We start from the raw sequence: 26012 nt of genomic DNA, 5'->3' as shown, positions 1-26012 counted from the left end.
CAGTCCCGGCTGACGGTACAACCACCACACAGGGCGCATCACGGACATACGAGTGCGCGTGACGGACACAATGGCTCTAGCTGAACTGTTCGCGGTACTGCACAGGCGTCAGACCGAGCTTTTCAGCGAACAACAAGCGCATGTGCCGCACGCTGCCGAAACCGCTCTTGTAGGCCACGGTTTTCAATGGCAGGTCACTGGTTTCCAACAGGTTGCGTGCACAGTCGATGCGCGCACTCTGCAGGAATTCCATGGGAGTCATATTGATGTCACGGGCGAAAATCCGCGCGAAGTGCCGCGTACTCATGTTCGCCAAATGGGCCATGCGTTCGACGCTGAAGGCTTCGTCGAGGTGTTCGAGCACGTAATTCTGCACCCGTGTGATCGGGGTTTCCTGGGGCGCCACTGCCGCCATCAATGGGCTGAACTGCGCCTGCCCGCCCTGACGTTTCATCACCACCAGCAACACTTTGGCGACATCCTGAGCCAGCTTCTTGCCGTGATCCTGGGCGACTAACGCCAGCGCAAGGTCGATGCCGGCAGTGACACCCCCCGAGGAAATCAGGTTGCGATCCTCAATGAAAATCTGATCGGTCGCGACGCTCGCCTTCGGGAATGCCTTGATCAGGCGTTCGGTGTAATTCCAGTGCGTGGTGACGCGATAACCGTCGAGCAATCCGGCATGCCCAAGAATGAACGCGCCGGTGCAGATCGAGCCGTAGCGCTCGGCGCGCGGGACGGCCTCTTTTAGCCAAGCGAGCAATGCGGGAGGCTTTTCGTTGTAAGCGCCGGGACCACCGGGCACCAGCAACAAGTCATAGCGCTGCGGTGCGTCTTCGATAGAGCAGTCGGCCAGCACTTGCACACCGTTGGATGCGCGCAGAGGGCCGCGTTCAGTGCCAAGGGTGGTCAATTGATAATGCAGTTGCGGTTTCAAATACCGGTTGGCAACCGAAAACACCTCCAGCGGCCCGGCCATGTCGAGCAGAAGAAAGTCAGGGAACAACACCATTGCCACGGTTTTCATGGGGAGACTTCACTGAGAGCAAAAATGAAAGGCATGAGGCAGAGTGAGCATTATGGCCAAGTACAGCGAAGTCGTTAAAAAAGAATGCGTGAACTGAACCGCAAAACTGTCAACCTGAGAGGGACAGTATTTCAATTTTCATCTACTTATTGCATCGCAAAGTAACCAGTAACCTTCTCCTCACTCGGACGAATTCACGTCCCGCAAGGAGATTTCATCATGCTGACTCTTCGTAAAGCCTCCGATCGTGGCCTCGCTAATCATGGCTGGTTGAAGTCGTTCCACACCTTTTCTTTCGCCAGCTATCGCAACCCGCGTGAACAGGGTTTTTCCGATCTGCTGGTGATCAACGATGACCGTGTTGCCGCCGGCAAAGGCTTCGGCCAGCACCCACATCGCGACATGGAGATCTTTTCCTACGTGCTCGAAGGCGCGCTGGAACATAAAGACACCCTGGGCACAGGCTCAGTGATTCGCCCCGGCGATGTGCAACTGATGAGCGCCGGCAGTGGCGTGGCGCACAGCGAGTTCAACCATTCGGCGACCAAGCCTGTGCACTTCCTGCAAATCTGGATCGTGCCGGACGTCGGCGGCGCCAAACCGCGCTATCAACAGGAGCATTTCAGTGCGCAGAAAAAACGCGGTCGCCTGCAACTGATCATCTCGCCGGATGGCCGTGATGGTTCGCTGACCGTGCGCCAGGATGCGCGAGTCTTCGCCGGGCTGTTCGATGGCAAAGAGAGCGCCACGCTGGATTTGCCGGCCAACCGTTACGCCTATGTGCATGTGGCGCGTGGCAGCGTTGAACTGAACGGCCAGCGGTTGCAGGAAGGTGACGGCGTGCGGGTTCGCGAGGAGCAGGTGCTGACCTTGAGCAATGGCGTGGATGCCGAAGTGCTGGTGTTTGACTTGCGCCCGCAAGAGTTGCCGCAGATGCCATAAACGAGTGTTTAACGCCCACAAAAACGGCCTTCTTTTGAAGGCCGTTTTTTAGGGTGGCGTGATCGGTAATGGCAACATCGCGGGGTTAGGTGGAGGGGTAACCTTGCCTGCTTGAACCGCCGATAGAGTCGTTTGAATCGCTACAAAGACGTTGGCCTGATTGGCGTAATAGGGCGCAACGACTATGCCGACGATGCCAAGAAAATACACCGCGGTTGAAGCCCAATAATTTGCCTTGATCGTAGAGGCCTGTCGGACCGCCTCTTTTGTCTGCGAAATTGCACTCCACTTGACCACCCGTTTGCATTCGACCTGACCACCGATCGCATCGGATTTGACCAGCACGCTTTGTAACCATGATCGGCAGAGAACGGCCAGAAGCGGACACTCGGTCTAGCCAACGAAACCGTTGGCAATTCGAAGTTCAAAATTGTTCTAATCTCCCGTATTGACATATCGATAAATCTCGATACCCTAAGCTTATGGAATTGATCGAAATATTCAAAGCCCTCTCAAACCCTACGCGTCTTGAAATCTTGAAAGGTTTGAAGGATCCCGCAAAGAACTTCCCTCCGCAGGATGAAGGTGACGTTCTCACGGTCGGAGTCTGCGTCAGTAGTATTCAAGAAGGTATCGGACTGTCGCAGTCAACGGTGTCCGGTTATCTTGCCACGTTGCAACGAGTGGGCCTGGTCGAAGTAAGGCGCATCGGTCAGTGGACCTACTACAAACGAAATGAGGCAACCATCAGTGCTCTTGCCGAGATCATTGGGAAAGATCTGTAATTTTTTTACCGCAATATATCTAGATATCTCGATATTCCTTTTTGTAGATACGAGGATTTACTATGAAAGCGATGATACTTAAATCATTTGGCGGTCCTGAATCGTTCGAACTCTGCGACGTGCCCAAGCCCGTGCCACACACGGGACAGGTCCTGGTCCGGGTACACGCAACCTCCATCAATCCACTGGATTACCAGGTTCGACGTGGCGATTATCCCGACCTGGTGCAACTGCCGGCCATTACCGGACACGACGTATCTGGCGTTGTCGAAGAAGTTGGGCCAGGTGTGACGACCTTCGTACCAGGAGACGAAGTCTGGTACACCCCGCAATTATTTGACGGGCCAGGAAGTTATGCCGAGTACCACGTCGCTGCAGAAAGCATTGTCGGGAAGAAGCCTCCCTCGCTGAGCCATCTTGAGGCGGCAAGCCTGACCTTGGTTGGTGGGACGGCGTGGGAAGCACTGGTCGTGCGTGCAGCGCTCAGAGTGGGGGAAAGCATCCTCATACACGGTGGCGCGGGGGGAGTCGGTCATGTGGCGATCCAGCTGGCAAAAGCCATGGGGGCAAGGGTGTACACGACCGTGCGCGAGGCAAACTCCGAGTTCGCACGAAGTTTAGGTGCCGATGTGGTCATCGACTACGAAAAGGAGGATTACGTCGACGCCATCATCCGGGAATCAGGTGGCCGCGGAGTCGATGTCGTGTTTGACACCATCGGCGGCAACACACTGTCGCGTAGCCCCGACGTGCTCGCACAACTTGGCCGCGTGGTCACGATTGTGGACATTGCACTGCCACAAAACGTCGTTCAGGCCTGGGGCAAGAACGCGAGTTATCACTTCGTTTTCACCAGGCAAAACCGCGGCAAGCTTGATGAACTGAGCGCGTTGGTAGCGCGCGGTCAGCTGCGGCCACACGTTGGCGCTGTCTATTCGCTTGCCGACATTGCGCTCGCCCATGCCCGGTTGGAGAGTCCCAACAACGGCATTCAAGGAAAAATCGCGATCGCAGTCGAGCCATAGGCTCATCCCGTAAGTGCGTATTTTTAACCGTTGAACTCACTTAAAGGCACGCCATGATTTATGAAATTGCTTTGCTCCCCGTACACAAAGAACACATTGATAAGTTCAGATGTGCATTTGCCGAGGTCGCTCCTTTGCTCAGCCGCGCAAAGGGCTACGGCGGCCACTTGCTAGCGCAAGGGATCGAAAGCCCCGAGCTGTTCAACCTGATAGTGAGATGGCAATCACTCGAAGATCACACGCCGGGCTTCGAAGCGAGTGAAGACCATCGGCTGTTCATGATGGGCTTAGAGGGATACTTTTCGGAAGAACCGAAGGTCTACCATATTGAGGAGACCGCTTTTAGGACTGACGAACATGATGATCCAAACAATACCGTTGGCATGGGTGCTACCAGCGGCTTAAGAGGCTTGTGGCCTTAAAGCAAATAGCCGTTGTCGGAAACAGACGTTCATGACCGACAACTTTTGTCAAAAATGGACGTTTAGAGTGTCTAGTCCTGAAATGGCTTTACACCTGTTTCACCTAACCACCGGCGCATGCTCGGCCATCAAATCTATTACCCAGTCGATAAATACCCGCACCTTGGCGCTGACATGGCGATTCGGCGGGAATGCCAGATACATCGGCATTGGCGCCATGTGCCAGTCCTCAAATAGCGGCAGCAGCTCACCGCTGACCAGGTGCGGTTTGGCCATGTACTGCGGTAGCCAAAGCATGCCCAGACCAGCCAAGCCGGCGGCGAGGTACGCATTGCCGTCGTCGACCGTCAGTTGCGGGCGGCCCTGGGCCTCGATGCGTTCCTCACCCCGCTGCATCGCGTAGGGCAAGGATTTGCCTGTACGAAACCAGAGGAAGCCAACGGTACTGTGCCTGCCCTCCTCCAGCTCACTGGGGTGCGCCGGCGTACCGAAGCGCTGCAGATAGCCGGGCGCGGCATAGATGCCGAGTTTCAGATCGCCCACATGCCTTGCCACCAGGGACTGATCGATGATCTCGCCGCCGCGCACCACGCAGTCTACGTTATCGCCAATGATGTCGACGATGCGATCGCTCACGCCCACGGTCAGCTGGATTTCCGGGTAGCGTGCAAAGAACCCCGGCAAGGCTGGTATCAGCAGCATTCGCGCCAGCGGACTGGGTACATCCACCCGCAGCCGCCCGCGCGGTGTCATCGAAGCGCTGGACAAGCTGGTCTCGGCGTCGTCCATATCGACCAGTAGCCGGATGACGCGCTCGTAGTAGGCCGCGCCATCGGCGGTGACATTGACCTTGCGTGTGGTGCGGTTGAGCAGGCGCACGCGCAGCCTCGCTTCCAGTTGCTGAACGAGCTGCGTCACGGTGGTCTTGCTCATGTGCAGGGTGGCTGCCGCCTTGGTGAAACTGCCGGTTTCCACCACTCGGGCAAAGGCCTGCATTGCATCGAAACGGTCCATTTCACGCCTCACTCGGGTCTGGATAGTTTGGATTCTACAAACAGTCATGACCAGAGTTGCTTGTTTATTCAGGTTGGTCGTTTTTTTACAGTGGCTTCATCGTAAACAGCGGGCCGCGATGGCCCCGAAGGAGGTATGCAATGACCAGCAAACGTGATGTCGTTTTCCCGCCTGACCGCCATGCACTGTACGAACTCCACCGCTACTCGCCGGCGATTCGCTCCAACGGTTTTCTGTTCGTATCCGGTCAGGTCGGCAGCCGCAAGGATGGCTCGGCCGAGCCGGACCTTGCGGCACAGGTTCGCCTGGCCTTCGCCAACCTCAACGCGATCTTGGCCGAGGCCGGCAGTAGTTTCGAGGATGTGGTCGACACGACCATCTTCATGGTCGACCCCGACTCGAAATTCGAAACTATCTGGGAAGTAGCGGCCGAGTACTGGGGCAAAGCTCCCTACCCGACAGTGACTGCTATCGGCGTGACCTGGTTGTCCGGCTTCGACTTCGAGATCAAAGTGATCGCCAAACTACCCCAATAGAATCGGCTCAGCACTCCTCCGACCGCCAAAGGGAACCCTTTTTTTTCTGGCGCGCCCCTCCGCTCCCTACCGTTCGCTACCTGTTGTCACCGTCCGCTTTTGGCCGGATGCTGCCAGTGGGAAGTTATCGTGATGAATATTTATGGTCGCAGGAGTTCTAGAGTTCGAATCTCTACTTCACCGCCACATTAAGTAAACGCAAATTCCTGATTTTCCTAGAGAAAGTTGGGAGTTTGTGGTTTTTGGTGTCTGAAAAAAAGCCATATGGGACTGAGATGGGACTGGTGCGCTATTTTGGTGCGTAAATTGGTCCGACTGGATGAGTGATCAGTCTTCGCCTTTGACGATATGAACTAGGCTTTTGCGAACCCGAATCCAAGGCCGATTTTCAGTAAGCGTCTGCTCAACACGTCTTGCTTAATGGTCAGCGCTTGTCTGGAAGCAAGAAGTCTACCTCGTAGATACCGCGCGCCGCTCGGATGGCCACTGAGTGTGTGACTGGCCTTAAGTCACTCAGCTCCCATGCGAGCCAGCCGTCTTCAAAATAACTTGCACAGGCCGCTTGCATGTCAGCCAGGACGAATGGGCGCACGGCTTTCACGCGCACAATTGCGACGGCAATACCGTTATCGTCTTCGTCACCATCGTTATGAAGAAACCTCCCGTTTTCGACAATCAGAAGATCCTCGAAAGGATCTAAGTCTGGAAACCAACGACGAACTTCGAGGGTTTTCTCGCCAGAAGCGATTCGACCGCCACTGGGCCGTACAATTGATAAAGCCTTGATGGTTCTCTCCTAACAGTTGGGCGCTTGGAAAATAGTCGCCTTAATGGGATTCCACTTATGCGGCAGCAACTGATCGATTTCACTCGCCCGCTGCGTAGCGACCCTGCAAAGAGCCAGTTCTTGCGCCCAAGAGCCCACGGCCGGATCTGGTTCTCTGCCCAATTATTATCAATGGGTACGGCCCCGTCATCGAGGTAGCGCGACAGCGCTGCCCAGCGTTTCAGGCTGTAATCGAGTGCTCTGCTGATAGCCGAACCTTCGGGCACAACATCGCGCTGGGCGATCATCCAAGCATGCAGCATGTCCATCACTGGTACGGCTTTTTCTTGCCGTATTCGGCGCCGTAAATCCGGTTCCAGGTCGCGGACTTCGCTCTCGATTTCGTAAAGCAACTGGATGTATCGCAAAGCCTGCTCGGCGAGCTGGCTCTTGTTGGTGGCATGCAATTCGAAGAACTTGCGTCGCGCATGGGCCATGCAGCCGATTTCGGTAACGCCAAGTTCGAAGCTTGCCTTGTAACCGCCAAAATCATCACAGACCAGCTTGCCCTTCCAGTCTTGCAGAAAGTTGCGAGCGTGCTCTCCGGCACGGCTGGGGCTGAAGTCGTAAACGACCGCCGCCAAGTCCGAGAACTGGCTGGTGGCGTAGGTCCAAACATAAGAACGGTGGGTTTTCTTCGCACCCGGCGTGAGCATCTGCAATGGTATTTCATCGGCATGGATGACCTGCTGTCCGAGCACTACATCACGCAACGCATCGACCAGAGGCTGTAACTGTACGCCCGTCATGCCAACCCATTGCGCCAAGGTTGAACGTCGAATGGCCAAGCCAGCTCGTCCGAAAATCGACTCTTGCCGGTAAAGCGGAAGATGGTCGGCAAACTTGGCGATCATGACGTGAGCAAGCAGCCCAGCGGTCGGGATGCCCTTATCAATGACCTGTGCCGGAACCGGCGCCTGGATCAGTGTTTCACAGTCATTACAGATCCACTAGCCACGGACATGACGCTCTACGGTAAATACGCCGGGCGTGTAGTCTAACTTTTCGCTGACATCTTCACCGATGCGCTGAGTGCGCAGCCGCATTGGCAGTGAGTATTGTCCGGTTCGTGATGGATCAACGTGCGTGGAAACCCTGCCGGCAATGCAGTGCGCTTGGGCTTTTGCTTTTTCTCGGTCGCCGCTGGCACTGTTTGCAACGCCTGAAGCTCTGCTTCAATCGCCGCGATATCGGTATCGATCAGGTCATTGAGCAGGCTGGCCTGCTCGGGATTCATCTGCTTGCTGCGCTTGGCAAACTTCAATCGCTTGAGCTGCGCGATCTCGTGAGTCAGTTTCTCGATCACCGTTTGGTCTCGGTTGATCTTCTTGCCCATGGTGTCGACTTGCGACAGCAACTGCGCTGCCAAGGCACGCAGTTGGTCGGAGGACATTTGGTCGAGATTGGGCGAAGAAGTCATGCTGCGGATTTTGCCAGAGCAGGCAGTTCGCGGGGATAGACCGATAGCCGAATTGCAGCCGTTAAAGCAGTGTGATCGCGCCGCCGCAACCCACACGTTGCCATGGCAGGCCCACTACCAGAGCTTGAAGTTGCTCGGTGTCCAACTGCATTTCAGCTCCATGACGGATGCTTGGCCAATGGAATTTGCCCTGGTTCAACCGACGAGCAGCCAGCCAGATACCGAAGCCGTCATGTACCAGAACTTTCATGCAAGTAGCGCGGCGGTTGGCAAATAGATAAGCACAGTGCGGCCTCGCCGCACCGAACACCGCGATCACCCTGGCCAACGCGGTTTCGGTGCCCGCTCGCATGTCCATCGGCTCGGTAGCGAGCCAGATGAAGTCGATGCGGATCATCGCAGCAGGTCTCGAAGAAAGGTGGCGCAAGCAGCAGCATTTTCGGTTGGCCAGTTCACTTTGACGGTGCCGCGCGAATGCTGGATCTCGACGTAGATATTCGACGATGTAGCTTGCGAACTTGCTCCGCCCAACTGCATGGGTAACGGAATAAATGCAGGTTGCAGCGCCATGCTTTTCTGCGCGTGCATCCGAATCCATTTGTGGACCAGGTTTGCGTTGAGGCTATGGCCGAGTGCGATGTTGGCAATAGAAGCGCCGGGCTGGGCACACTCTTGAATGACCTGGGCCTTGAAGGATTTTGAATAGGAACGGCGTGTTGGTTGCATGAAATACCCGCTTAAAAGGCTAGAACTGGTGCCCACTTAAATTTAAGTGCACACCATGTCTTGGCCTTGCGAGGTTGGGTAGATGACTTGGCCGGACGCATACGATTTTCATGGCGCATGACTCAGAGTCCAACATTGCTACTGGGGATGCACTGACATTGGTTCTACACAACCAGCATGCCTTGGGAGCCCAATAGAGGAGGTCACCAAGTGGCTTTCAGAGAATGGCGTAGATACTGTCGCCGAGAACGCACTTGTGGCGATGGAAACCTTAGACATAAATGCCAAAGCGATTACAGATGCGATTGCACGACTAAGGCAGTTTTAGGGTGTCGCCCTAGAAGGCAGCGATCGGCTGAAAGCTGGCATTTCGAATGTCGCTTGATTTGACGGGATTTCACTGTAAAAAGGCTGCGGACTTTCAACGAACAACCCGCTTCAAAAAGGTCACAGGGAATGAGATCGATAGAAAATAATCCTCCACAGTTCACTCGTATTCCGCTGGCAGCCATCGGCGTCGGGCTGGGCCTTGCCGTTGCCGTCTATACAACTGGAAAAGGCCCCTTCTTCCTAGATAACTTTGCATACTCCTGGTTACCGCAAGTGGCAGTGCTTTGCATAGCGCTGCTGTGCAAAGCGTCACGAGAATCGCTGGGGGGAATGGCTACTGCCATGGGGCTGTACTTGTTCCTTTTCGACCTCTGGGTCACAGACTCCATGGGGTGGCTTTTCTATTTATTCAGCTTTCCAGGCATCCTCATTGGGGCATTGCTTGGCGTTGTTTTCAGCCCCTCGCGGAAGGTATTCAAGGCGCTGGTAGCGTTTGCGTGGGTGGTTCTCGGTATAGTGGGAAATTTGGCGGTTCTCGCTGTTACGGTCACATAGACTCCTCGCGGTGATGGGCAATATGATATGTACTAACAGGCGGCTTGCAGCCATGGGCAACTGATAGCAAACCGAATCCTGGAAGTGAGTCAGTATTTTATGAACGAAGGTTGGCAAAACGACGATTACCTCATCGTCCTCACGCAGGATGAAAGCTTCGCTGCGATGAAAGCCTACCAATTTGACCATTACAAAAATTCCCTGGCTTTCAATCCGATCCCCTTCCTTGGGTGACCGATACCTTTCCTGGCTCATCTCTCAAAAAGCGAGTGTTGTATGACCGCGAGCTGCAACAACCATGGAGCCCCTCCCCAACACCCACAAGCCAGCGAATTCTGCTCTGGGTGTAGGCCGTTTCGTCAGGCTACGTAGCTTCTCCAAAGCCACTCAGCGCTCACTCATTCTCCTGCGCAAACGCTTCGACAATCTGCTCGATCACGGCCCTTACCCGCGCCGTATGGCGCAAGTCTGCGTGGGTCACCAGCCACACTTCATAGGGTTGTGGGCGATTGCGCGCCGGCCAGAGGTTGACGAGGCCATCACGTTCGCCCATGTAAACAGGGATTTCTCCTACACCCAGGCTCGCCGCAATCGAGCGACGCACCAACAAGCTGGAACTCAGGCTGGCGACGATTCGCCCGCGATGCAACGGCTCGCAGACCAGTGTCATGTCCTTGTTACCCTTTAGATAGGGTTCGTAAACCACCAGGTCATGCCCCTCAAACGCCTTACCCTGCTGAGGGATGCCCTTGGCGTCGACATACGCCTGTGACGCAAACAATCCCACCGGCCAGCGGGCAATCCGCCGAGCGATCAGGTCTGGATTGTCGGGACGGGTGTTGCGCACGGCGATATCCGCCTCGCGTTTGGCCAAGCTGAGGATCTGCGTGGAAGCATCCAGTTGCACGCGCACGTCCGGGTGCAGTTCGTGCAGTCGGGCGATGGCCGGGATCAGGAAATCGATGGCCAGCGAATCGGTGGTGCTGACGCGCACGTTGCCGGTCAGGCGATCGTCCAGGCCCTGAATCTGCCGCTCCAGCTCCAGCGCCGAGTGCTCCATTTTTTCGACGCTTTTAAGCGCCGCTTCGCCGACCGCTGTCAACGCGTAACCGTCGGACGTGCGCAAAAACAACGTCGCACTCAGCGACTGTTCCAACGCCGTGATCCGTCGTCCGACAGTCGCCTGATCCACGCCCAGTACCCGCGCCGCGCCGCGTAACGTCGACTCCCTGCATACCGCGAGAAATACCCGCGCATCGTCCCAATTCATCTTGCCTCCTGATAATGCAGATGTGCATCAATACGATGCCAACTCGCTGCACCAGCGCAGCAACAATAGCCGATATGCTGAGCGCCATATACCTCTCAGGATCGCTCCCATGCGTACATCATCCTCAGCGTTACCGATCTTCGCCGGACTCTGCGCCAGCCTGGTCGGCATCGGCCTGGCGCGCTTCGCCTACACACCGTTGATTCCCTCGCTGATTCAGGCGCAGTGGTTTTCTGCCAACGACGTGGTCTATCTCGGCGCGGCCAATCTGGTCGGTTACCTGATCGGCGCCCTGCTCGGTCGGCCGATAGCTAGGCAACTTGGCAATAAAAACGCCCTGCGACTGATGATGCTGCTGGTCACCGCCGCGTTTTTTGCCTGTGCGTTTCCGTTGTCGGTGGGCTGGTTCTTTGGCTGGCGTTTGCTGTCAGGGATTACCGGTGGCGCGATCATGGTGCTGGTGGCGGCGACCGTCCTGCCCCATGTGCCGGCGTCCCGTAAAGGGCTGGCCAGCGGCGCAATCTTCCTCGGTATCGGCCTGGGGATTGCCGGTTCCGGGACAATCGTGCCGCCGCTGCTGAGCCTGGGCCTGCAGGCCACCTGGTTGGGGCTGGGCGGTTTGTCGTTGTTGCTGACCGCACTGAGCTGGTTTGGCTGGCCCGCCGATTTACCGCATGCGATTGCGACTCACGAGGTTGTGCCGGTTGAGTCAACACCTCCCGCCGTCTATTTGCTGTTCGGCCAATATGCGTTCATGGCCGCAGGTTTGGTGCCGGCCATGGTGTTCCTGGTGGATTACGTGGCTCGCGGGCTCGGTGCCGGGGCGCATATGGGTGCACGGGTGTGGGTCATGTATGGCCTGGGCGCAATTGTCGGGCCGGTGAGTTATGGTTTTCTCGCTGATCGACTTGGCGCGCGGACAGGCATCCGGCTGGTATTGATGGTGCAGGTGATTGCGCTGGGGCTGCTGGCGTTTTCCCACACCTTCATGGCCCTGGCCGTGCTGGCGGTGATTATCGGCTCATTCCCACCCGGTATCGTGCCACTGGCCTTGGCCCGTGTGCATGAACTGGTGCCGGATCATCATCGCCAGCAAATCGCCTGGAGCCGCGCCACCGTATCGTTTGCCACGTTCCAGGCGCTGGCCGGGTTTGCCTATTCGGCGTTGTTCAATGCCACAGGTGGCCATCACGCCTGGCTGTTCATGATCGCCGCGGGCGCGATCACGGTGGCAATTTTGCTGGAGCATGCCCCGAAATGGCTACCCTCTTCGCCTAAACCGCGGTTCTGTGAAAATTGAACGGAATCATTACCGGCAGGCCGCGCTCCCATCTATAGAACCTCTGGCAACAGGAATCCAAATGTCCTTACCCAACGAAATGACTCGCATCGAAATCACTGAACCCGGTGGCCCCGATGTTCTGCAAGCCAAACGCGTACCGTTGCCGGTCGCCGCTGAGGGTGAAGTGCTGATCCGCGTTCACGCCGCCGGCATCAACCGGCCAGACGCCTTGCAACGCGCCGGCAAATACCCGATGAAGCCCGGAATGAACCCGATTCCCGGTCTTGAAGTAGCCGGCGAAGTGGTCGCGCTCGGGGCCGGTGTCAGCCAGTTTGAGCTTGGCGACAGCGTTTGCGCGCTGACCAATGGCGGCGGTTACGCCGAATATTGCGCAGTACCGGCCGGCCAGACCCTGCCAATCCCCGCCGGGATTGATTGGGTGCAGGCCGCCGCGATCCCGGAAACCTTTTTTACCGTGTGGGCCAACCTGTTCGGCCTAGGTGGTGCCAGCAGCGGGCAACGTGCGCTGATTCACGGTGGCACCAGCGGTATCGGCACCACCGCGCTGATGCTGTGTCGTGAGTTCGGCATTGAGGCATTTGCCACGGCCGGTAGCGCCGAGAAATGCGCAGTGATCCGTAAGCTGGGCGGTCAGGCAATCAACTATCGCGAAGAGAATTTCGCTGACGTCATCGCCGAGAAAACTGCCGGTCAAGGCGTGAATATCGTTCTCGACATCATGGGCGCCTCCTACCTCAACGCAAACATCAGCGCCCTGGCGATGGATGGACGAGTGGTGATGCTCGGTTTCCTTGGCGGCGCCCGGGCCAATGACATTGATCTGCTGGCAATCCTCGGCAAACGCGCCGTTGTAACGGGTTCTCTGCTGCGCGCACGCACCGCTGCCGAGAAAGCCGCGATCGCCGATCAACTGCGCGAACACGTATGGCCGGTGCTGGCCGACGGACGCTGTCTGCCGATGGTCGACAAGGTCTACTCACTGACCGACGCGGCCAAAGCCCATGCCCACATGGAAGCCGGCGATCACATCGGCAAAATCGTGCTTCGCGTGGACTGAGCCGCCGCAGCATTTTGTAATCGTTGCACACGGGCGATGGTCGAAAATGTCGTGCACAGACCGAGGCATCTGGTAAAAAGCGTTCTTTGTCTGCGCAGTGGTGAACCGTTTAATGTTCCTTTCCTTCATGACCCGCCTGCGACGTCGCCGCTTGGCATTCGCCTGCATGGCCGCGCTTATTATCGGCGTGCCGGCGAGTTGTGCCGTGCTGGAACATACCGAGCGCAAACTGCTGTTTCGCATCGAACCGGGCACGGCGGGTTGGTATCACGGCTTGCCCGGCAGCGTGCAGGAACTCGATCTGCAACCCAAACGTTTCAAGGCCGGGCAAAACATTCATGCCTGGTGGTGGCCTGCAGAACGCAAGAATGCCCCGGCCATCCTCTATCTGCACGGCGTGCGCTGGAACCTCACCGGGCAATTGTTCCGCATCGAGCAACTGCGCGCAGCGGGCTATTCGGTGCTGGCCATCGATTACCGTGGGTTTGGCAAGAGCAAGGGTGATCTGCCGTCCGAAAGCAGTGTTTATGAAGATGCGCGAGTGGCGTGGGAGCGTTTCAAGCTGTTGCAACCGGATCCGAACAAACGCCTGATCTACGGTCACTCCCTCGGCGGTGCCGTGGCAATCGATCTGGCAGCCGAACTCGGACAGGACGCCGCCCGCGATCACACGCCACTGCCCGTGCGCGGACTGGTGATCGAGTCCACGTTCACCTCTCTGGCGGATGTCGCCGCGGCGGTGGCCAATACCTCGCTGCCGGTGCGCTGGCTGCTGTCGCAGAAGTTCGATTCCATCGACAAGATCGCCGAGATTCATATGCCGCTGCTGGTGGTGCATGGCTTGGCCGATGCCTTAGTCCCCCCGCGTTTCAGCGAACAACTGTTCAACGCGGCACAGCAACCCAAACGCTTGCTGCTGGTGCCTGGAGCGACGCACAACAACAGCATGGCGTTGGGCGGGCAACATTATCGCAAGGCTATTGATGCGTTGATGCAAACCCAGCCCGCCCCTCGTATCGCCGGCCCCGCGACTGTGCGCAGCGCACGGGACACCTAACGATAACCACTCGCCTGTAAATCGAACAGTTGCGCGTAATGCCCGGCCGCGGCGATAAGCGCACCGTGGCCACCCTGTTCCAGAATCTTTCCTTGTTGCAGCACGATGATGTGATCGGCATTGCGCACGCTGGAAAAACGATGGGAAATCAGTAAGGTCATGCGCCCTGCCGTGTGCTGGCTGAAATGCTCAAACACTGCGGCTTCCGCCGCCGGGTCCAGGGCCGAGGTTGGCTCATCGAGGATCAGGATGTCGGCATCACGGCGCATATACGCCCGGGACAACGCAATCTTCTGCCATTGCCCCCCGGACAACTCCTGGCCACCGGCAAACCAGCGCCCCAACTGCGTGGCATAACCACGGTCGAGCCTTTCGATGAATGGCGCCGCCATCCCTTCGGCAGCGGCCTCCTTCCAGCGTTGTTGGTCGTTGAACGCCAGCGTATCGCCGACGCCGATGTTTTCCCCGACGCTGAACTGGTAGCGGATGTAATCCTGGAAAATCACGCCAATGCGACGGCGTAACGCGGTTTCCTGCCAATCCTGCAAATCGCTGCCATCGAGCAGAATGCGTCCTTGATCGGGACGGTATAGGCGGGTCAATAACTTGATCAGCGTGGTCTTGCCGGAACCGTTTTCCCCCACCAACGCCAGGCTGTTGCCCGGCACCAGATGCAGGTCAATGCTTTGCAGTGCCGGACGGCTGGCCCCCGGGTAACAGAAACCGACGTTTTCGAAACGCAGACCATCGCCCGGTTGCGCGCCGACGGTCAGGTGACCGGTATCGGCCAGCACCGGTTCAGCGAGGTATTGATAAAGACTCGTCAGGTACAGGCCGTCTTCGTACAGACCACTGATCGCGCTCAGGCTACTGCTCACAGCGCTCTGACCTTGCTTGAACAGCACCAGATACATGGTCATCTGGCCCAGACTGATGTCGCCCTGCACTGCATCGATCACCACCCAGGCGTAGGCCACGTAGAACGCCGCGGTGCCAAGCAATCCAAGACCGAAACCCCAGCCATCACGACGCAGCGTCAAGCGCCGATCTTCGGCATAGAGTCTGGCGAACGTGTCGCGGTAGCGTTGCAGCAACAGCGGTGCGAAGCCGAACAGTTTGACCTCTTTGATATAGGCCTCGTGGGAAAGAAGCGTCTCGATGTAACTCTGCTGTCGACTCTCCGGCGCGCGACGGGTAAACAGGCGAAACGCATCACCGGAGAAATGCGCCTCGGCGAAAAACACCGGCAGCGCCCCGGCCACCAACAGCACCAAGGCCCACGGCGAAAAGTGCACCAGCAGCACGCCGAAGCTGATCAGCATGATCAGGTTCTGGATCAATCCCAGCGACTTCATGACCAACGCCAATGGCCGCGTCGAGGCTTCGCGGCGCACCCGCACCAGCTTGTCGTAGAACTCGGAGTTCTCGAACTGCACCAGTGAGAGGGTCTGCGCCTTCTCCAGAATCATCGTGTTGACCTTCTGGCCCAACTGCACCCGCAACAGCGACTGCTGCACCGACAGCGCCCGCTGTGTGCCGGACAACAACGCCAATACCCCCGCCTCCATCAGCACATATCGCAACACCGGCCACAGCGGCGCACTGCCGTGCTGCGCGTGCAGCTGCATCGCCGCGACCACGGCATCGACAATGCGCTGGCCCAACCACGCCGCCAGTGCCGGCAGCATCCCGGCAATCAGCGTCGCCAGCACCAGCCCCAGAAACAAACCTCGCGACGTCCCCCAGACCAACCGCAACGCACGCTGCGCTTGGTCGAACAAGGAAGTGACGCGGGAAAATGAAGGCATAGGACGTTGAACCCGGCAGGTGATGACAGTGCGCCATGGTACTCCAGCGCAACGATTGAAATTCATAGTGTGCGAATTCCTCGGCATACTGGCGTGCGCCGAACACCACGAAAAGGACTCAACGTGTTATCTCGCCCCAATGCCCTTTGGCTCTATTACCCTCTCTGCTGGCTCGCGGCTCTGACGCTGCTGCTGCACAGCGCTTTTTATGACTGGAATCTGATGACACCGATCGATGTCGGTGGCACCTTCATGGGCGGCATGGGCGGGCAAATGTTTGTCAGTGCCTGGGTTCTGACCACAGTGGTTTTGTTGATAAGCCTGCTAGTGCGCTTGCCTGGATCGATCCATGCCTGCATCGCCGCAGGGCTTTTGCCACTTGGCATGGGCGCCTGGTGGCTAGTCAACTATCCAGACGATGCAGAACAACGGATCTACAGCATCAGCCCCCATGAAATCGGCAGCGCAATGTTGATCGGCGCAGGCTTGATGCTGTTCGGTCTTTTTTTGCGCTCAAGACTCAAGAAAAGCCACAGCAGCGGCCAGCCGTCCCGCTTCGCAATGATCGGCAGGTCTGTGGTGGCGGTTCTCATAGCCGTTGTTTTTATCGGCGCGCCGATCAAAATTGCCACGCACCTTGAGCTACCCCATTGCGCGTTCAGCAAGGAGGGTCAGCAATTGACCATATGCCTAGGTGACGACGAGCACGTCATCGTCGACTGAGTCGGGACTTGCCCGGGTCTTTTCATTTGAAAAACATCGGGAGAAACCCGCTCGATCCCGACGTCAAAACCTCTGCTATGTTTTAACCGCCCATCGTGGAACACGCTGTACAACCACTACTCCACGCCTGACTGCCAGGAACAAAGACATGAAAATCAACCCGTACCTGATCTTCAACGGCGACTGCCGAGAAGCCTTCACTTTTTATCAGCAAGCCCTGAGCGGCGAACTGGAGGCGATGACCTCTTTCGGTGAATCCCCCGCTGCGGAGCACGTTGCAGAAGAACATCGGCACCTGATCATCCACACCTGCCTGAAAGTCGGCGATCAGATGATCATGGCTTCGGACACCACGCCCGACCGCCCGACTCAGGGCATGAGTGGCTGTTCAATTTCCCTGAACGTCGACAGCATTGCCGAAGCCGAGCGGATATTTAACGCGCTGGCCAAGGACGGTCGCGTCGACATGCCGCTGGAAGCGACCTTCTGGGCCGCACGATTTGGCATGTTGGTGGATCGCTTTGGCGTGTCATGGATGGTCAATTGCGATAGCGACAAGTGAGTCTGCGTTTTCCACACCCATGAAAAAGCCCAACCGTTAAGGGTTGGGCTTTTGGCTTAACGCTGTGCCAGTTCATGCCGCACGCATTGTTCATAGTAGGTTTGCTTGATCGCCGCGGGTCTGAGCCGCGAGCTGCTGTTGTAGGTTTGCTCGGTGATGCCCATGGCGGTCATGCGCATCCATGGCTGCTGGAACTTGCGGGCCTGCAAGCGCTTGCGTGCACCGTACAGGGAGATTCCGGACAGTTTCGATTGCTGCGCACCGGCGGCGATATCGGCACCCCAGGTGCAGGCAAAGCGATGGTTTTTGCTCAATGCCCTTGCCTGAACCCCCGCGGCAAAGACAGCCAGGGAAAGCGTTGCAACGGTGATGACAATCGTCCGCATGTGGCCAACCTAACCTTTTGAAAAAAAGCGAGTTTGCCGTTCAAAGTGCAATCAGGGGGCCAGCAATTTGCCGCTTTTACCGATTTTTCTACTGCCTTGCTGGACTGATCAGCACAACGGTCGACTCACCGACAGCCCTCATGATGCGTGGCAAACACCCTGGCTGAAACTAATAGGGGTGTGGTGAAGCGAGAGCCAGAAAAGGCCCTCGCTGTTTGCCGTCAAAGTCAGCGCTTGAGTTTGCGCTTGTTGCGGTATTGGTCGATGACCACCGCGACCACGATGATCAAGCCTTTGATGATGTCCTGAATATAGGCATCGACCCCGACGAACGTGAATCCACTGGCCATCACCCCAAGAATCAATGCACCGATGACGGTGCCGGTAATGCGCCCCACCCCGCCCGCCAGGCTGGTTCCGCCAATGACCGCTGCGGCAATGGCATCCAGCTCATAGGACATGCCCATCCCCGCCTGCCCGGTGGCGGCGCGGGCCGAAGCCACCACGCCCGCCAATCCTGCCAGCAACCCGGCGATGCTGTAGACGATGACCAGATGGCGTTTGACGTTAATACCGGACGTACGCGCCGCCTGCATGTTGCCGCCGATGGCGTAGGTGTATTTGCCGTACTTGGTGTAGCGCAATGCGATGTGGAAAATCACCGCGACCACCAGAAAGATGATCACCGGCATCGCGCCGTTACCGATGGCCGTGTAGGAGTCCGACAGCATGCTGATCGGCTGGCCTTCGGTGTAGTAACGCGCCAGGCCACGGGCCGAGACCATCATGCCCAAGGTGGCAATGAACGGTGGAATTCCGGTGATGGCGATGATGCTGCCATTGATTGCCCCCGCCAACAGCCCGACGCCGAGCCCGACAATCACCGGAATCCACACCGGCAAGTCGGTCAGCGACGGGAATACCGCCCGAGAGAAATCCGAGGTCTGTGCCAGGCTGGCCGCAATCATCGCCGATAAGGCCAGCACCGATCCCGACGACAGGTCGATGCCGGTGGTGATGATCACCTGGGTTACGCCAATCGCCAGCAGGCCGATGATCGACACTTGCAGGATCATCAGCACCAAACGCTGGGAGTTCATCAGGAAGCTCTGGTCGCGCACGATCCAGCCGAACACTTCGAACACCAGGCCGATACCAATCAGCACCAGGAAGATGCTCAGCTCGGTCGGAAAGCGCCGGCGATTCTTGGCCGGCGCCGCTGCCGGTTTGTTTTCCAGTATCGCGTTCATAACTACTCACCCTTCTATCGCGTCGACGACGCTGGCCGTGCCAGCGTCAGCATTCATTAGTGAACGGCGGACATGCCCGAGGCCAGTTGCATCACTCGCTCCTGAGTCGCTTCGCGGCGGTCGAGGGTGCCCATCAGGTCGCCCTCGTGCATGACCATCACGCGGTCGCTCATGCCGAGCACTTCCGGCAGTTCCGAAGAAATCATGATCACCGCCATGCCTTCGCTGGCGAGATAGGCGATAAGCCGGTAAATCTCGGCCTTGGCGCCGACATCGATACCGCGGGTCGGCTCGTCGAGAATCAGGATGCGCGGATTGGTCATCAGCCACCGCGCCAACAGGGCTTTCTGCTGATTACCACCGGACAAGGTATCGATGCACTGCTCCAGTGACGGGGTTTTCACCCGTAGCTTCTTGCACATGTCTTCGCACAAGGCGCGCAGGGCTTTTTGCTGGATGAATCCGCGGCCGGCGTAATGCGGCAGCACTGCCATTTCCATGTTTTCCAGTACTGACAGGCACGGGAACAGACCGCTGAGCTTGCGATCCTCGGTCAACAGCGCGAAGCCCTTCTCGATTGCCATGTGGGGGTCGCTGATGCGCACCACTTCGCCATCGAGACGAATCTCGCCACTGTCGCTTGGGGTAATGCCGAAAATCGCTTCGGCAACGTTGGTCCGCCCCGAGCCCATCAGCCCGGCGATGCCGAGGATCTCGCCGGCGTGCAGGTCGAAGGAAACATCCTTGAAAATGCCGTCCAGTTTAAGGTCGCGCACCGACAGCAACAGATCGCCGATCGGCTTTTCGCGTACCGGGAACAACTGGCTCAACTCGCGACCGACCATCATCGAAATCAGGCTATCGCTGTCCATGCTGTCGGCCCGTTGCAGGCCTATGTAGGCGCCATCGCGGAACACCGCCACTTCATCGGCGATAGCGAACACTTCGTTCATTTTGTGGGTGATGTAGATAATGCCTTTGCCCTGGCTTTTCAGGTCGGCAATGATCGAAAAGAGGTGGGCAACTTCCTTGTCGGTGATGGCCGAGGTCGGTTCGTCCATGATCAAGATGTCGGAATCGTAGGACACCGCTTTGGCGATCTCGACCATCTGCCGTTCGGCGATGCTCAGGTTGCCGACCTGCTCTTGCGGATCGAGGTTGATCCGCAAGCGTTCGAGCAATTTCGCCGTGCAGCGGTGCATTTCCCGGTGATCGACCATGCGAAAGCCGTTGAGCTGCTCACGGCCGATCCAGATATTTTCGGCGATGCTCATGTGCGGCATCAGGTTGAGTTCCTGGTGGATCATCGCGATCCCGGCCTGAAGCGCTGACAGTGGTGTTTGGAAGACCACCGGCTTGCCCCTCAGGCGCAGTTCACCGGCGTCCGGCTGATAGATGCCGGCAATGATTTTCATCAGGGTGGATTTGCCAGCGCCGTTTTCACCCATCAGGGCCAGCACAGAACCTGGGCGTACCCGAAGCTGCACATCGGCCAAGGCAACCACACCGGGAAATCCCTTGCTGACGTTGACGATCTCCAGCAGGTACGGCTCATCGGCAGGTGTTGCAGTTGGCTGGATACCCACTAACGGGGTGCTCGAAGCAGTCGCTGAAGCGAACATGATCAGGTACTCCATCAGCAAGGTCGCGGTGGCAACCTTGCGTATTTATTGTTGTTATTGAACGGACGGGCTATTTGAACGTGTCGACGTTTTGCGGGGTGATCAAGCGGTATGGCACCCACACGGACTGTTCAACCGGCTCGTTTTTGGCCATTTTCACGGCGGTGTCGATCGAACCGTCGGCCTGTCCCTTGGCGTCCTGAAACACCGAGACGGCCAAGGCGCCCTTCTTCACTGCGTTCAAGCCGTCCGGCGTACCATCGACACCGGCAATCAGCACGCTACCCTTTTTGACGCCTGCCTGTTGCAGGGCCATGGCCGCGCCAATCGCCATCTCATCGTTGTTGGAAACGACCGCGTCAAACTTGCGGCCCTGGGTCAGCCAGTCGTTGACCAGGGTCATGCCTTTATCCCGCGACCAGATACCTGTCTGCTCTTGCTCGATCTTGATGTCCGGGTATTTGGCCAAAACTTCTTTGACGCCCTTGGTGCGGTTAGTGGTGGAGTTGTTCGCGAGGTCGCCGAGCAGAATCACGATGTTGCCCTTGCCGCCCATTTTGTCGGCCAGGTACTGCATCTGCATTTCACCGGCCTCCAGATCGTTGGAGGCGACCGTGACGACACCTTTGGGCAGCTTCAGGTCATCGGGGCGGCGGTTGACGTAGACCAGCGGGATACCGGCCTTGACGGCGGCTTCGGTGATTTTACGGGTGGCGGCGGTATCCACCGGATTGACCACGATGGCATCGACCTTCTGGCTGATGAAGTTTTCGACCTGACTCAATTGCTTGACCACGTCGCTGCGGGCGTCTTCGAATTGCAGCTGTACGCCATCGGGATAGGACTTGGCTTTCGTGTCCATGGATTCGCGCAGGTAGGTCAGCCAGGTGTCATCGAATTGGGACATGCTGACGCCGATCTTCATATCGGCGAGCGCCGCGCCACTGGCGAACATCAGCGACAAGGCAAGTGAGGCAAAGCGGATCTTGGTCTTCATGAAAAGTCTTTCTCCACATTCTTGTTGGTTTTATGGATGAGGCGTGACGATTTCAGTAAGCAGGCAAGCGGGAAAAGGGTTTAAACAGGTGGCGAGGCAGGTCGCTGAAAACGACTTTATTGGAAAATAATTTCCATATCAACTCATTTTAGAATTTTATTCTGATTTTATTCCATGGCGCTCGAACAGGCTCAATTCCACCACTTGATGCCGCTCGGCGCTCAGTCGCGCAGCGTCCAGCACGCAAGTGGTCGCCAGTGCATCACGGGCGTCCACAGGCAGTGGGCCACCGCTCTGCAACGCGGTTTGTAGCTGTAAATAGAACTGATTCCAGCAACCGCGCTCGGAGGGCACCCGTTCGCGCACCTCGCCCTGTTCGAACCAGCCCCAGCGGCGATGTTCTTCCACCCCCCAGCGCTCACCTTCGGTTTTTGGCGAAAGCCCGGCGAGTGCCGAGGCTTCTTGCCCGTCCAGACCATCGACGCTGTAACAACCGTGGGTGCCGGTCACCCGAAAGCGCGGGCCGGGGGTGTTTTGCAGGCAACTGCCGCCCAGGTGTGAGGTCACGCCACTGGCATGGGTCAGGGCCATAAAGAAGCCGTTATCGAAAACCTGGCCTTTTTCCAGGTAATCCAGTTCGGCGTAAACCCGTGTCACCGGACCAAACAACAGCAACGCCTGATCGACCAGATGGCTGCCCAAGTCGCGAAGAAAACCACCACCACTGCCGTTGTTCACCGCCAGTGGTGAGTAACGTTCGATCCGCGATTGGAAACGGGTGACTTGGCCCAACGCACCGGATTCGATGAGTTTGCGCACGGTCAGGAAGTCCGAGTCCCAGCGACGGTTCTGATAGACGCTGAGCGGCACGCCTTGGCGCTCGGCCATGGTAATCAGGGTTTGCGCTTGCTGCGCATCAGCGGCAAACGGTTTGTCGCTGACCACCGCCACTCCGTGTTCGATGCCATCAAGCACCAACGCCGGACGGCCCTTGAGCGGCGTGGACACCACCAGCACATCGATCCCGGCCTCCACCAGTTGGCCGATGCTGTCGAACGCTGGCACCCCTGGGTGTTCTGCCGCCAGCAACTGTCGGCGTTCCGGTGAACGGGTGACCACACCCACGAACGTCGCCGCCGGCAAACTGCTGATCAGCGGAGCATGGAAAAACCGGCCGCCATGGCCGTAACCGACAAGTCCGATCCGCATGTGTGCATTCCTTCTTATTGTTATGTAACCGCTCACTGGACACACGCCGTCCTTGTGGCAGCGGGTTTGCTCGCGAAGGCGGCGGACACGTCAATATTGATGTCGGCTGACACAGCGCTTTCGCCAGCAAGCCCGCTCCCACAGGCGATCATCGTTAGCCGTAGAAATGTGGGCGGTCTGGCAGACCGACTTTGACGATCGCCCCGCTGCTCTGCGCCTCGATGCACGCGTCTGCGGCGACGGCAGCGGCGAAGCCATCCCACGCTGACGGGCCACCCACCTGCCCGGCGCGCACGCCATCGATGAATGCCTGCAACTCAACGTCATACGCCGCGATAAACCGATCCTTCCAGTCCATCAGAATCGCGTTGGACAACTTCGCCCCGCTGCGCAACTGCACCTGGGACGGCTCGGGCAACCTGGCGATGCCGGTCTCCCCCACCACTTCGCACTGGATGTCGTAGCCGTATTGGCAGTTGACGAACACTTCCACGTCGATGCGCGTGCCCTTGGTGGTTTCCAGCAGCACGATCTGCGGGTCTCTCAAATGCGCGAGGGCCTTGCTGCTCTTGCGCGGGAACACCACCTGCACCGACACGTAATCGTCGTCGAGCAACCAGCGCAACACGTCCAGTTCATGGATCAGGGTGTCGGTGATCGCCATGTCGGTCTTGTAGTTTTCACCCACGCTCGGGTTGCGATGCGCGCAGTGCAACATCAAGGGCTCACCAATCTGACCGCTGTCGATCACGGCTTTGAGTGCCCGATAACCTTCGTCATAGGGGCGCATGAAACCGACCTGTACCAGGCGTTTACCGTGGGCCACTTCGGCCTCGACGATGTTGCGGCAACCTTGAGCGGTGACCGCCAGCGGCTTCTCGCAGAACACCGGTTTACCCGCCGCAATCGCCGCCAGCACGAACGCTTCATGGCTCGGGCCCCAAGAGGTGACGAGGATTGCTTCGACCTCCGGTGCCTTGATCAGCGCATGGCCGTCGGGATAGACCTCAGCGGTCAGTTTCAAGTCGGAAACGACCTTCGCGGCTTGCTGCAAATTGATGTCGGTTACAGCAACGACCTGGCTATTGAGCAGGGTCTGGCTGCAACGACGGATATGGTCCTGGCCGATAGCCCCGGTACCGATGACGCCGATCCGCAGTGAATGAGAGAGCAATGACATGAAGATTCTCCGGTGAAAATTTGTTGTGGGTATCAGGGGCAATCAGTACTGACGGGCCTTGGCCAGTCGTTCATTCAGGGTCTTGGCCACCGCATCGGTGCGGGCGCTGGTGGAGACTTGCGCCACGCCGACCCGCCACCACGAGAGGTATTTGTGAATCATGGTTTTGGGTAGAACCTTGATATCGATCAGCGTCGACACCGTCTGCAAACGCGCATCGGCCAATGCGCTTCGCAGCTCTTCGACCGTGCTCACTTTGTAGGTCTTGCAACCATAAGCCGCCGCGCTCATGGCGAAATCCACCGGCACGAAACCGCCGTCGAGCTTGCCGGTTTGCGGGTTGCGGAACCGCAACTCAGTGCCGAAGCTGTCCATGCCGTGTTCCATCTGCAGGTTGTTGATGCAACCGAAAGTCATGTTGTCGAACAGCACCACGTTGATCTTGCGGCGCTCCTGGATCGAGGTCGCCAGTTCGGAATGCAGCATCATGTAAGAGCCGTCACCGACCAGCGCATAGACCTCGCGCTCAGGCTCGGCAAGTTTCACGCCCAGTGCGGCATTGACCTCGTAACCCATGCAGGAATAGCCGTACTCGACGTGATAAGTGTTCACGCCCTTGCTGCGCCAACTGCGCTGCAAGTCACCGGGCAGGCTGCCGGCGGCGGCGACGATCACCGCGTCATCGGCCAGGGTTTCATTGAGCACGCCAAGCACACGGCTCTGGGTCAGGCAGGAGCCGGTCAGCTCGATGAATTCGCGCAGCACCGCCGGGTCCATGTGGTCGTTGATTTCCGGGATGAAGTCCTGGCTCTGGTATTCGACCTGATAGAGACGGTCGACTTCCTCGTCCAGTTGAACCTTGGCCTGTCGCGGTTGATCGCCCCACGCAGAACGGTAATCGCCCAAGGCTTGAGCCAGGGCTTGCAAGCCAACTTTGGCGTCCGCCAGCAGTTGCACGCCGTCGAGCTTCAGGGCATCACAAGGACTGATGTTGAGGTTGAGAAATTGCACGTCCGGATGCTGAAACAGGGATTTCGAGGCGGTGGTGAAATCACTGTAGCGGGTGCCGACACCGATGATCAGGTCCGCGTCTTTGGCCAGCAAGTTCGCCGCCAGACAGCCGGTTTCACCGATCCCGCCAACGTTCAGCGGGTGACTGGACACCACCGCACTCTTGCCGGCCTGGGTTTCGGCGAAGGGAATGTCGAAGCGCTCGGCCAACGCCTGCAAGGCGCCATTGGCACCCGAGTATTTGACCCCGCCACCGCAAATGATCAGCGGCTTGCGCTTGCCTTTGAACAGCGCCAGCGCATCACCGAGCATCGCCTCGGTCGCCGGACGACGCTCGATGCGGTGCACGCGTTTTTGCAGGAAGTAATCGGGATAGTCGTAGGCCTCGGCCTGCACGTCTTGCGGCAAGGCCAGGGTCACTGCGCCGGTTTCGGCAGGATCGGTCAGCACACGCATGGCGTGGATCGCCGCCGTCATGAGTTGTTCGGGGCGGTTGATGCGGTCCCAGTATTTGCTCACGGCCTTGAACGCATCGTTGGTGCTGATGCTCAGGTCGTGGAACTGCTCGACCTGTTGCAACACCGGGTCCGGCTGGCGGCAGGCATACACGTCGCCGGGCAACAACAGCAAGGGAATGCGGTTGGCCGTCGCCGTCGCCGCGGCGGTCAGCATGTTGGCTGCACCAGGGCCTACCGATGAAGAGCAAGCGTAGATCTTGCGCCGCAGGTGCTGCTTGGCAAAACCGATGGCCGCGTGTGCCATGCCTTGCTCATTACGCCCCTGATGGACGATCAGGTCGCCACTGTCCTGCTCCAGCGCCTGGCCCAGACCCAGCACGTTGCCGTGGCCGAAAATGGTAAAGATCCCGGCCACGAACTTGCTTTGGACCCCATCGACCTCGATGTACTGGTTATCGAGGAATTTCACCAGGGCCTGGGCCATGGTCAGTCTTGTTGTGTTCATTGCCGC

26 protein-coding genes and 2 pseudogenes are annotated in these 26012 nt (G+C 57.9%); 11 read left to right on the top strand and 17 right to left on the bottom strand.

The annotated features are described in order from the left end of the window. Window positions 1-76: 76 nt before the first annotated feature. On the bottom strand, window positions 77-1027 hold the full coding sequence (locus tag AACY50_RS16680; protein ID WP_339432534.1) for a GlxA family transcriptional regulator: 951 nt from the start codon (window positions 1025-1027) through the stop codon (window positions 77-79). 219 nt (window positions 1028-1246) lie between these two features. Between AACY50_RS16680 and AACY50_RS16675 the strand changes: the two genes are divergently transcribed. After that, window positions 1247-1969 (top strand): pirin family protein, encoded by a 723-nt coding sequence (locus tag AACY50_RS16675; protein WP_339432535.1) that lies wholly within the window; start codon window positions 1247-1249, stop codon window positions 1967-1969. A 48-nt stretch (window positions 1970-2017) separates the two neighbouring features. Here AACY50_RS16675 and AACY50_RS16670 read toward each other — a convergent pair whose 3' ends face one another. Then, complete coding sequence (locus AACY50_RS16670; RefSeq protein ID WP_339432536.1) at window positions 2018-2314, bottom strand: hypothetical protein; 297 nt, start codon at window positions 2312-2314, stop codon at window positions 2018-2020. A 137-nt stretch (window positions 2315-2451) separates the two neighbouring features. On the opposite strand from AACY50_RS16670, the gene AACY50_RS16665 reads away from it, so the two are divergent. The 3 genes from AACY50_RS16665 (at window position 2452) to AACY50_RS16655 (ending at window position 4201) form a co-directional block, all read left to right on the top strand. Next, complete coding sequence (locus tag AACY50_RS16665; protein ID WP_017338400.1) at window positions 2452-2754, top strand: ArsR/SmtB family transcription factor; 303 nt, start codon at window positions 2452-2454, stop codon at window positions 2752-2754. A gap of 62 nt (window positions 2755-2816) precedes the next feature. Then, a complete protein-coding gene (locus tag AACY50_RS16660) occupies window positions 2817-3779 on the top strand; it encodes a zinc-dependent alcohol dehydrogenase family protein (protein ID WP_339538864.1) in 963 nt (320 codons plus the stop codon). Between the two features lie 53 nt (window positions 3780-3832). Beyond that, window positions 3833-4201, top strand: coding sequence for an antibiotic biosynthesis monooxygenase family protein (locus AACY50_RS16655; RefSeq protein ID WP_339432538.1), 369 nt, complete (start codon window positions 3833-3835; stop codon window positions 4199-4201). Between the two features lie 99 nt (window positions 4202-4300). Here AACY50_RS16655 and AACY50_RS16650 read toward each other — a convergent pair whose 3' ends face one another. After that, window positions 4301-5215: a LysR family transcriptional regulator gene (locus AACY50_RS16650; protein WP_339432539.1), complete on the bottom strand. Its 915-nt coding sequence runs from the start codon at window positions 5213-5215 to the stop codon at window positions 4301-4303. A gap of 140 nt (window positions 5216-5355) precedes the next feature. Here AACY50_RS16650 and AACY50_RS16645 point away from each other — a divergent pair, with 140 nt between their 5' ends. Next, window positions 5356-5751 carry a RidA family protein gene (locus tag AACY50_RS16645; RefSeq protein WP_339432540.1) on the top strand — a complete coding sequence of 132 codons (396 nt, stop codon included), beginning with the start codon at window positions 5356-5358 and terminating at the stop codon, window positions 5749-5751. Between the two features lie 424 nt (window positions 5752-6175). On the opposite strand, the gene AACY50_RS16640 is transcribed toward AACY50_RS16645, so the two are convergent. From AACY50_RS16640 to tnpA, 4 genes and pseudogenes are all read right to left on the bottom strand, one after another. Continuing rightward, window positions 6176-6499: an ASCH domain-containing protein gene (locus tag AACY50_RS16640; RefSeq protein WP_339507866.1), complete on the bottom strand. Its 324-nt coding sequence runs from the start codon at window positions 6497-6499 to the stop codon at window positions 6176-6178. Then, window positions 6448-7997, bottom strand: a pseudogene (gene tnpC / locus AACY50_RS16635) (IS66 family transposase). The gene AACY50_RS16640 and the pseudogene tnpC overlap by 52 nt, the downstream one beginning before the upstream one ends. A 61-nt stretch (window positions 7998-8058) precedes the next feature. Beyond that, window positions 8059-8394 (bottom strand): IS66 family insertion sequence element accessory protein TnpB, encoded by a 336-nt coding sequence (gene tnpB, locus AACY50_RS16630; RefSeq protein WP_339432541.1) that lies wholly within the window; start codon window positions 8392-8394, stop codon window positions 8059-8061. Beyond that, a complete protein-coding gene (gene tnpA, locus AACY50_RS16625) occupies window positions 8391-8723 on the bottom strand; it encodes an IS66-like element accessory protein TnpA (RefSeq protein WP_339465666.1) in 333 nt (110 codons plus the stop codon). The genes tnpB and tnpA overlap by 4 nt, the downstream gene beginning before the upstream one ends. 110 nt (window positions 8724-8833) lie before the next feature. Between tnpA and AACY50_RS16620 the strand changes: the two are divergent. After that, window positions 8834-9051 (top strand): annotated as a pseudogene (locus AACY50_RS16620) (hypothetical protein). Between the two features lie 407 nt (window positions 9052-9458). Here the strand turns inward: AACY50_RS16620 and AACY50_RS16615 are convergent. Both AACY50_RS16615 and AACY50_RS16610 read right to left on the bottom strand, forming a co-directional pair. Further along, entirely contained in the window at window positions 9459-9797 is a 339-nt protein-coding gene (locus tag AACY50_RS16615) for a hypothetical protein (protein ID WP_339432544.1), read from the bottom strand. A 205-nt stretch (window positions 9798-10002) separates the two neighbouring features. Beyond that, window positions 10003-10878, bottom strand: coding sequence for a LysR family transcriptional regulator (locus AACY50_RS16610; protein ID WP_339538863.1), 876 nt, complete (start codon window positions 10876-10878; stop codon window positions 10003-10005). Between the two features lie 109 nt (window positions 10879-10987). Between AACY50_RS16610 and AACY50_RS16605 the strand changes: the two genes are divergently transcribed. The 3 genes from AACY50_RS16605 (at window position 10988) to AACY50_RS16595 (ending at window position 14295) form a co-directional block, all read left to right on the top strand. Beyond that, the gene (locus tag AACY50_RS16605) at window positions 10988-12178 is read left to right on the top strand and encodes a YbfB/YjiJ family MFS transporter (RefSeq protein WP_339538862.1); all 1191 of its coding nucleotides are present in this window, start codon (window positions 10988-10990) and stop codon (window positions 12176-12178) included. Between the two features lie 61 nt (window positions 12179-12239). Then, window positions 12240-13238, top strand: coding sequence for an NAD(P)H-quinone oxidoreductase (locus AACY50_RS16600; protein WP_339432547.1), 999 nt, complete (start codon window positions 12240-12242; stop codon window positions 13236-13238). Window positions 13239-13350: 112 nt separating this feature from the next. Beyond that, window positions 13351-14295, top strand: a complete 945-nt coding sequence (locus AACY50_RS16595; protein WP_339432548.1) for an alpha/beta hydrolase — start codon at window positions 13351-13353, stop codon at window positions 14293-14295. Here AACY50_RS16595 and AACY50_RS16590 read toward each other — a convergent pair. Beyond that, window positions 14292-16103 (bottom strand): ABC transporter ATP-binding protein, encoded by a 1812-nt coding sequence (locus AACY50_RS16590; RefSeq protein ID WP_339538861.1) that lies wholly within the window; start codon window positions 16101-16103, stop codon window positions 14292-14294. The genes AACY50_RS16595 and AACY50_RS16590 overlap by 4 nt on opposite strands. Window positions 16104-16109: 6 nt before the next feature. On the opposite strand from AACY50_RS16590, the gene AACY50_RS16585 reads away from it, so the two are divergent. Together AACY50_RS16585 and AACY50_RS16580 are read left to right on the top strand one after the other, a co-directional pair. Then, entirely contained in the window at window positions 16110-16826 is a 717-nt protein-coding gene (locus AACY50_RS16585) for a hypothetical protein (protein WP_339465669.1), read from the top strand. Between the two features lie 148 nt (window positions 16827-16974). Then, window positions 16975-17388: a VOC family protein gene (locus AACY50_RS16580; protein ID WP_339432551.1), complete on the top strand. Its 414-nt coding sequence runs from the start codon at window positions 16975-16977 to the stop codon at window positions 17386-17388. 56 nt (window positions 17389-17444) lie between these two features. On the opposite strand, the gene AACY50_RS16575 is transcribed toward AACY50_RS16580, so the two are convergent. The 7 genes from AACY50_RS16575 to iolD form a co-directional block, all read right to left on the bottom strand. Then, window positions 17445-17774 (bottom strand): hypothetical protein, encoded by a 330-nt coding sequence (locus tag AACY50_RS16575; RefSeq protein WP_339432552.1) that lies wholly within the window; start codon window positions 17772-17774, stop codon window positions 17445-17447. A 227-nt stretch (window positions 17775-18001) separates the two neighbouring features. Then, complete coding sequence (locus AACY50_RS16570) at window positions 18002-19024, bottom strand: ABC transporter permease (protein WP_339432553.1); 1023 nt, start codon at window positions 19022-19024, stop codon at window positions 18002-18004. A gap of 56 nt (window positions 19025-19080) precedes the next feature. Beyond that, a complete protein-coding gene (locus AACY50_RS16565; protein ID WP_339432555.1) occupies window positions 19081-20646 on the bottom strand; it encodes a sugar ABC transporter ATP-binding protein in 1566 nt (521 codons plus the stop codon). 70 nt (window positions 20647-20716) lie between these two features. Further along, window positions 20717-21643, bottom strand: a complete 927-nt coding sequence (locus AACY50_RS16560) for a sugar ABC transporter substrate-binding protein (RefSeq protein ID WP_339432556.1) — start codon at window positions 21641-21643, stop codon at window positions 20717-20719. 156 nt (window positions 21644-21799) lie between these two features. Continuing rightward, on the bottom strand, window positions 21800-22852 hold the full coding sequence (locus AACY50_RS16555; protein ID WP_339432557.1) for a Gfo/Idh/MocA family protein: 1053 nt from the start codon (window positions 22850-22852) through the stop codon (window positions 21800-21802). Between the two features lie 154 nt (window positions 22853-23006). Beyond that, window positions 23007-24032, bottom strand: a complete 1026-nt coding sequence (locus AACY50_RS16550; protein ID WP_339538860.1) for a Gfo/Idh/MocA family protein — start codon at window positions 24030-24032, stop codon at window positions 23007-23009. 42 nt (window positions 24033-24074) lie between these two features. Beyond that, complete coding sequence (gene iolD / locus AACY50_RS16545; RefSeq protein WP_339538859.1) at window positions 24075-26006, bottom strand: 3D-(3,5/4)-trihydroxycyclohexane-1,2-dione acylhydrolase (decyclizing); 1932 nt, start codon at window positions 26004-26006, stop codon at window positions 24075-24077. Between the last annotated feature and the right edge of the window lie 6 nt (window positions 26007-26012).

It is taken from the genome of Pseudomonas sp. RA_15y_Pfl2_54, from assembly GCF_963971015.1.
Classification (GTDB): domain Bacteria; phylum Pseudomonadota; class Gammaproteobacteria; order Pseudomonadales; family Pseudomonadaceae; genus Aquipseudomonas; species Aquipseudomonas baetica_A.
This window is presented reverse-complemented; position numbering and strand designations above follow the sequence as displayed.

Coding starts and splice junctions, on each gene's coding strand:
- AACY50_RS16680 (WP_339432534.1), bottom strand. CDS start 1,027: ATGAAAACCGTGGCAATGGTGTTGTTCCCTGACTTTCTTCTGCTCGAC.
- AACY50_RS16675 (WP_339432535.1), top strand. CDS start 1,247: ATGCTGACTCTTCGTAAAGCCTCCGATCGTGGCCTCGCTAATCATGGC.
- AACY50_RS16665 (WP_017338400.1), top strand. CDS start 2,452: ATGGAATTGATCGAAATATTCAAAGCCCTCTCAAACCCTACGCGTCTT.
- AACY50_RS16660 (WP_339538864.1), top strand. CDS start 2,817: ATGAAAGCGATGATACTTAAATCATTTGGCGGTCCTGAATCGTTCGAA.
- AACY50_RS16655 (WP_339432538.1), top strand. CDS start 3,833: ATGATTTATGAAATTGCTTTGCTCCCCGTACACAAAGAACACATTGAT.
- AACY50_RS16650 (WP_339432539.1), bottom strand. CDS start 5,215: ATGGACCGTTTCGATGCAATGCAGGCCTTTGCCCGAGTGGTGGAAACC.
- AACY50_RS16645 (WP_339432540.1), top strand. CDS start 5,356: ATGACCAGCAAACGTGATGTCGTTTTCCCGCCTGACCGCCATGCACTG.
- tnpB (WP_339432541.1), bottom strand. CDS start 8,394: ATGATCCGCATCGACTTCATCTGGCTCGCTACCGAGCCGATGGACATG.
- tnpA (WP_339465666.1), bottom strand. CDS start 8,723: ATGCAACCAACACGCCGTTCCTATTCAAAATCCTTCAAGGCCCAGGTC.
- AACY50_RS16615 (WP_339432544.1), bottom strand. CDS start 9,797: ATGGTCAAATTGGTAGGCTTTCATCGCAGCGAAGCTTTCATCCTGCGT.
- AACY50_RS16610 (WP_339538863.1), bottom strand. CDS start 10,878: ATGAATTGGGACGATGCGCGGGTATTTCTCGCGGTATGCAGGGAGTCG.
- AACY50_RS16605 (WP_339538862.1), top strand. CDS start 10,988: ATGCGTACATCATCCTCAGCGTTACCGATCTTCGCCGGACTCTGCGCC.
- AACY50_RS16600 (WP_339432547.1), top strand. CDS start 12,240: ATGTCCTTACCCAACGAAATGACTCGCATCGAAATCACTGAACCCGGT.
- AACY50_RS16595 (WP_339432548.1), top strand. CDS start 13,351: ATGTTCCTTTCCTTCATGACCCGCCTGCGACGTCGCCGCTTGGCATTC.
- AACY50_RS16590 (WP_339538861.1), bottom strand. CDS start 16,103: ATGCCTTCATTTTCCCGCGTCACTTCCTTGTTCGACCAAGCGCAGCGT.
- AACY50_RS16580 (WP_339432551.1), top strand. CDS start 16,975: ATGAAAATCAACCCGTACCTGATCTTCAACGGCGACTGCCGAGAAGCC.
- AACY50_RS16575 (WP_339432552.1), bottom strand. CDS start 17,774: ATGCGGACGATTGTCATCACCGTTGCAACGCTTTCCCTGGCTGTCTTT.
- AACY50_RS16570 (WP_339432553.1), bottom strand. CDS start 19,024: ATGAACGCGATACTGGAAAACAAACCGGCAGCGGCGCCGGCCAAGAAT.
- AACY50_RS16565 (WP_339432555.1), bottom strand. CDS start 20,646: ATGTTCGCTTCAGCGACTGCTTCGAGCACCCCGTTAGTGGGTATCCAG.
- AACY50_RS16560 (WP_339432556.1), bottom strand. CDS start 21,643: ATGAAGACCAAGATCCGCTTTGCCTCACTTGCCTTGTCGCTGATGTTC.
- AACY50_RS16555 (WP_339432557.1), bottom strand. CDS start 22,852: ATGCGGATCGGACTTGTCGGTTACGGCCATGGCGGCCGGTTTTTCCAT.
- AACY50_RS16550 (WP_339538860.1), bottom strand. CDS start 24,032: ATGTCATTGCTCTCTCATTCACTGCGGATCGGCGTCATCGGTACCGGG.
- iolD (WP_339538859.1), bottom strand. CDS start 26,006: ATGAACACAACAAGACTGACCATGGCCCAGGCCCTGGTGAAATTCCTC.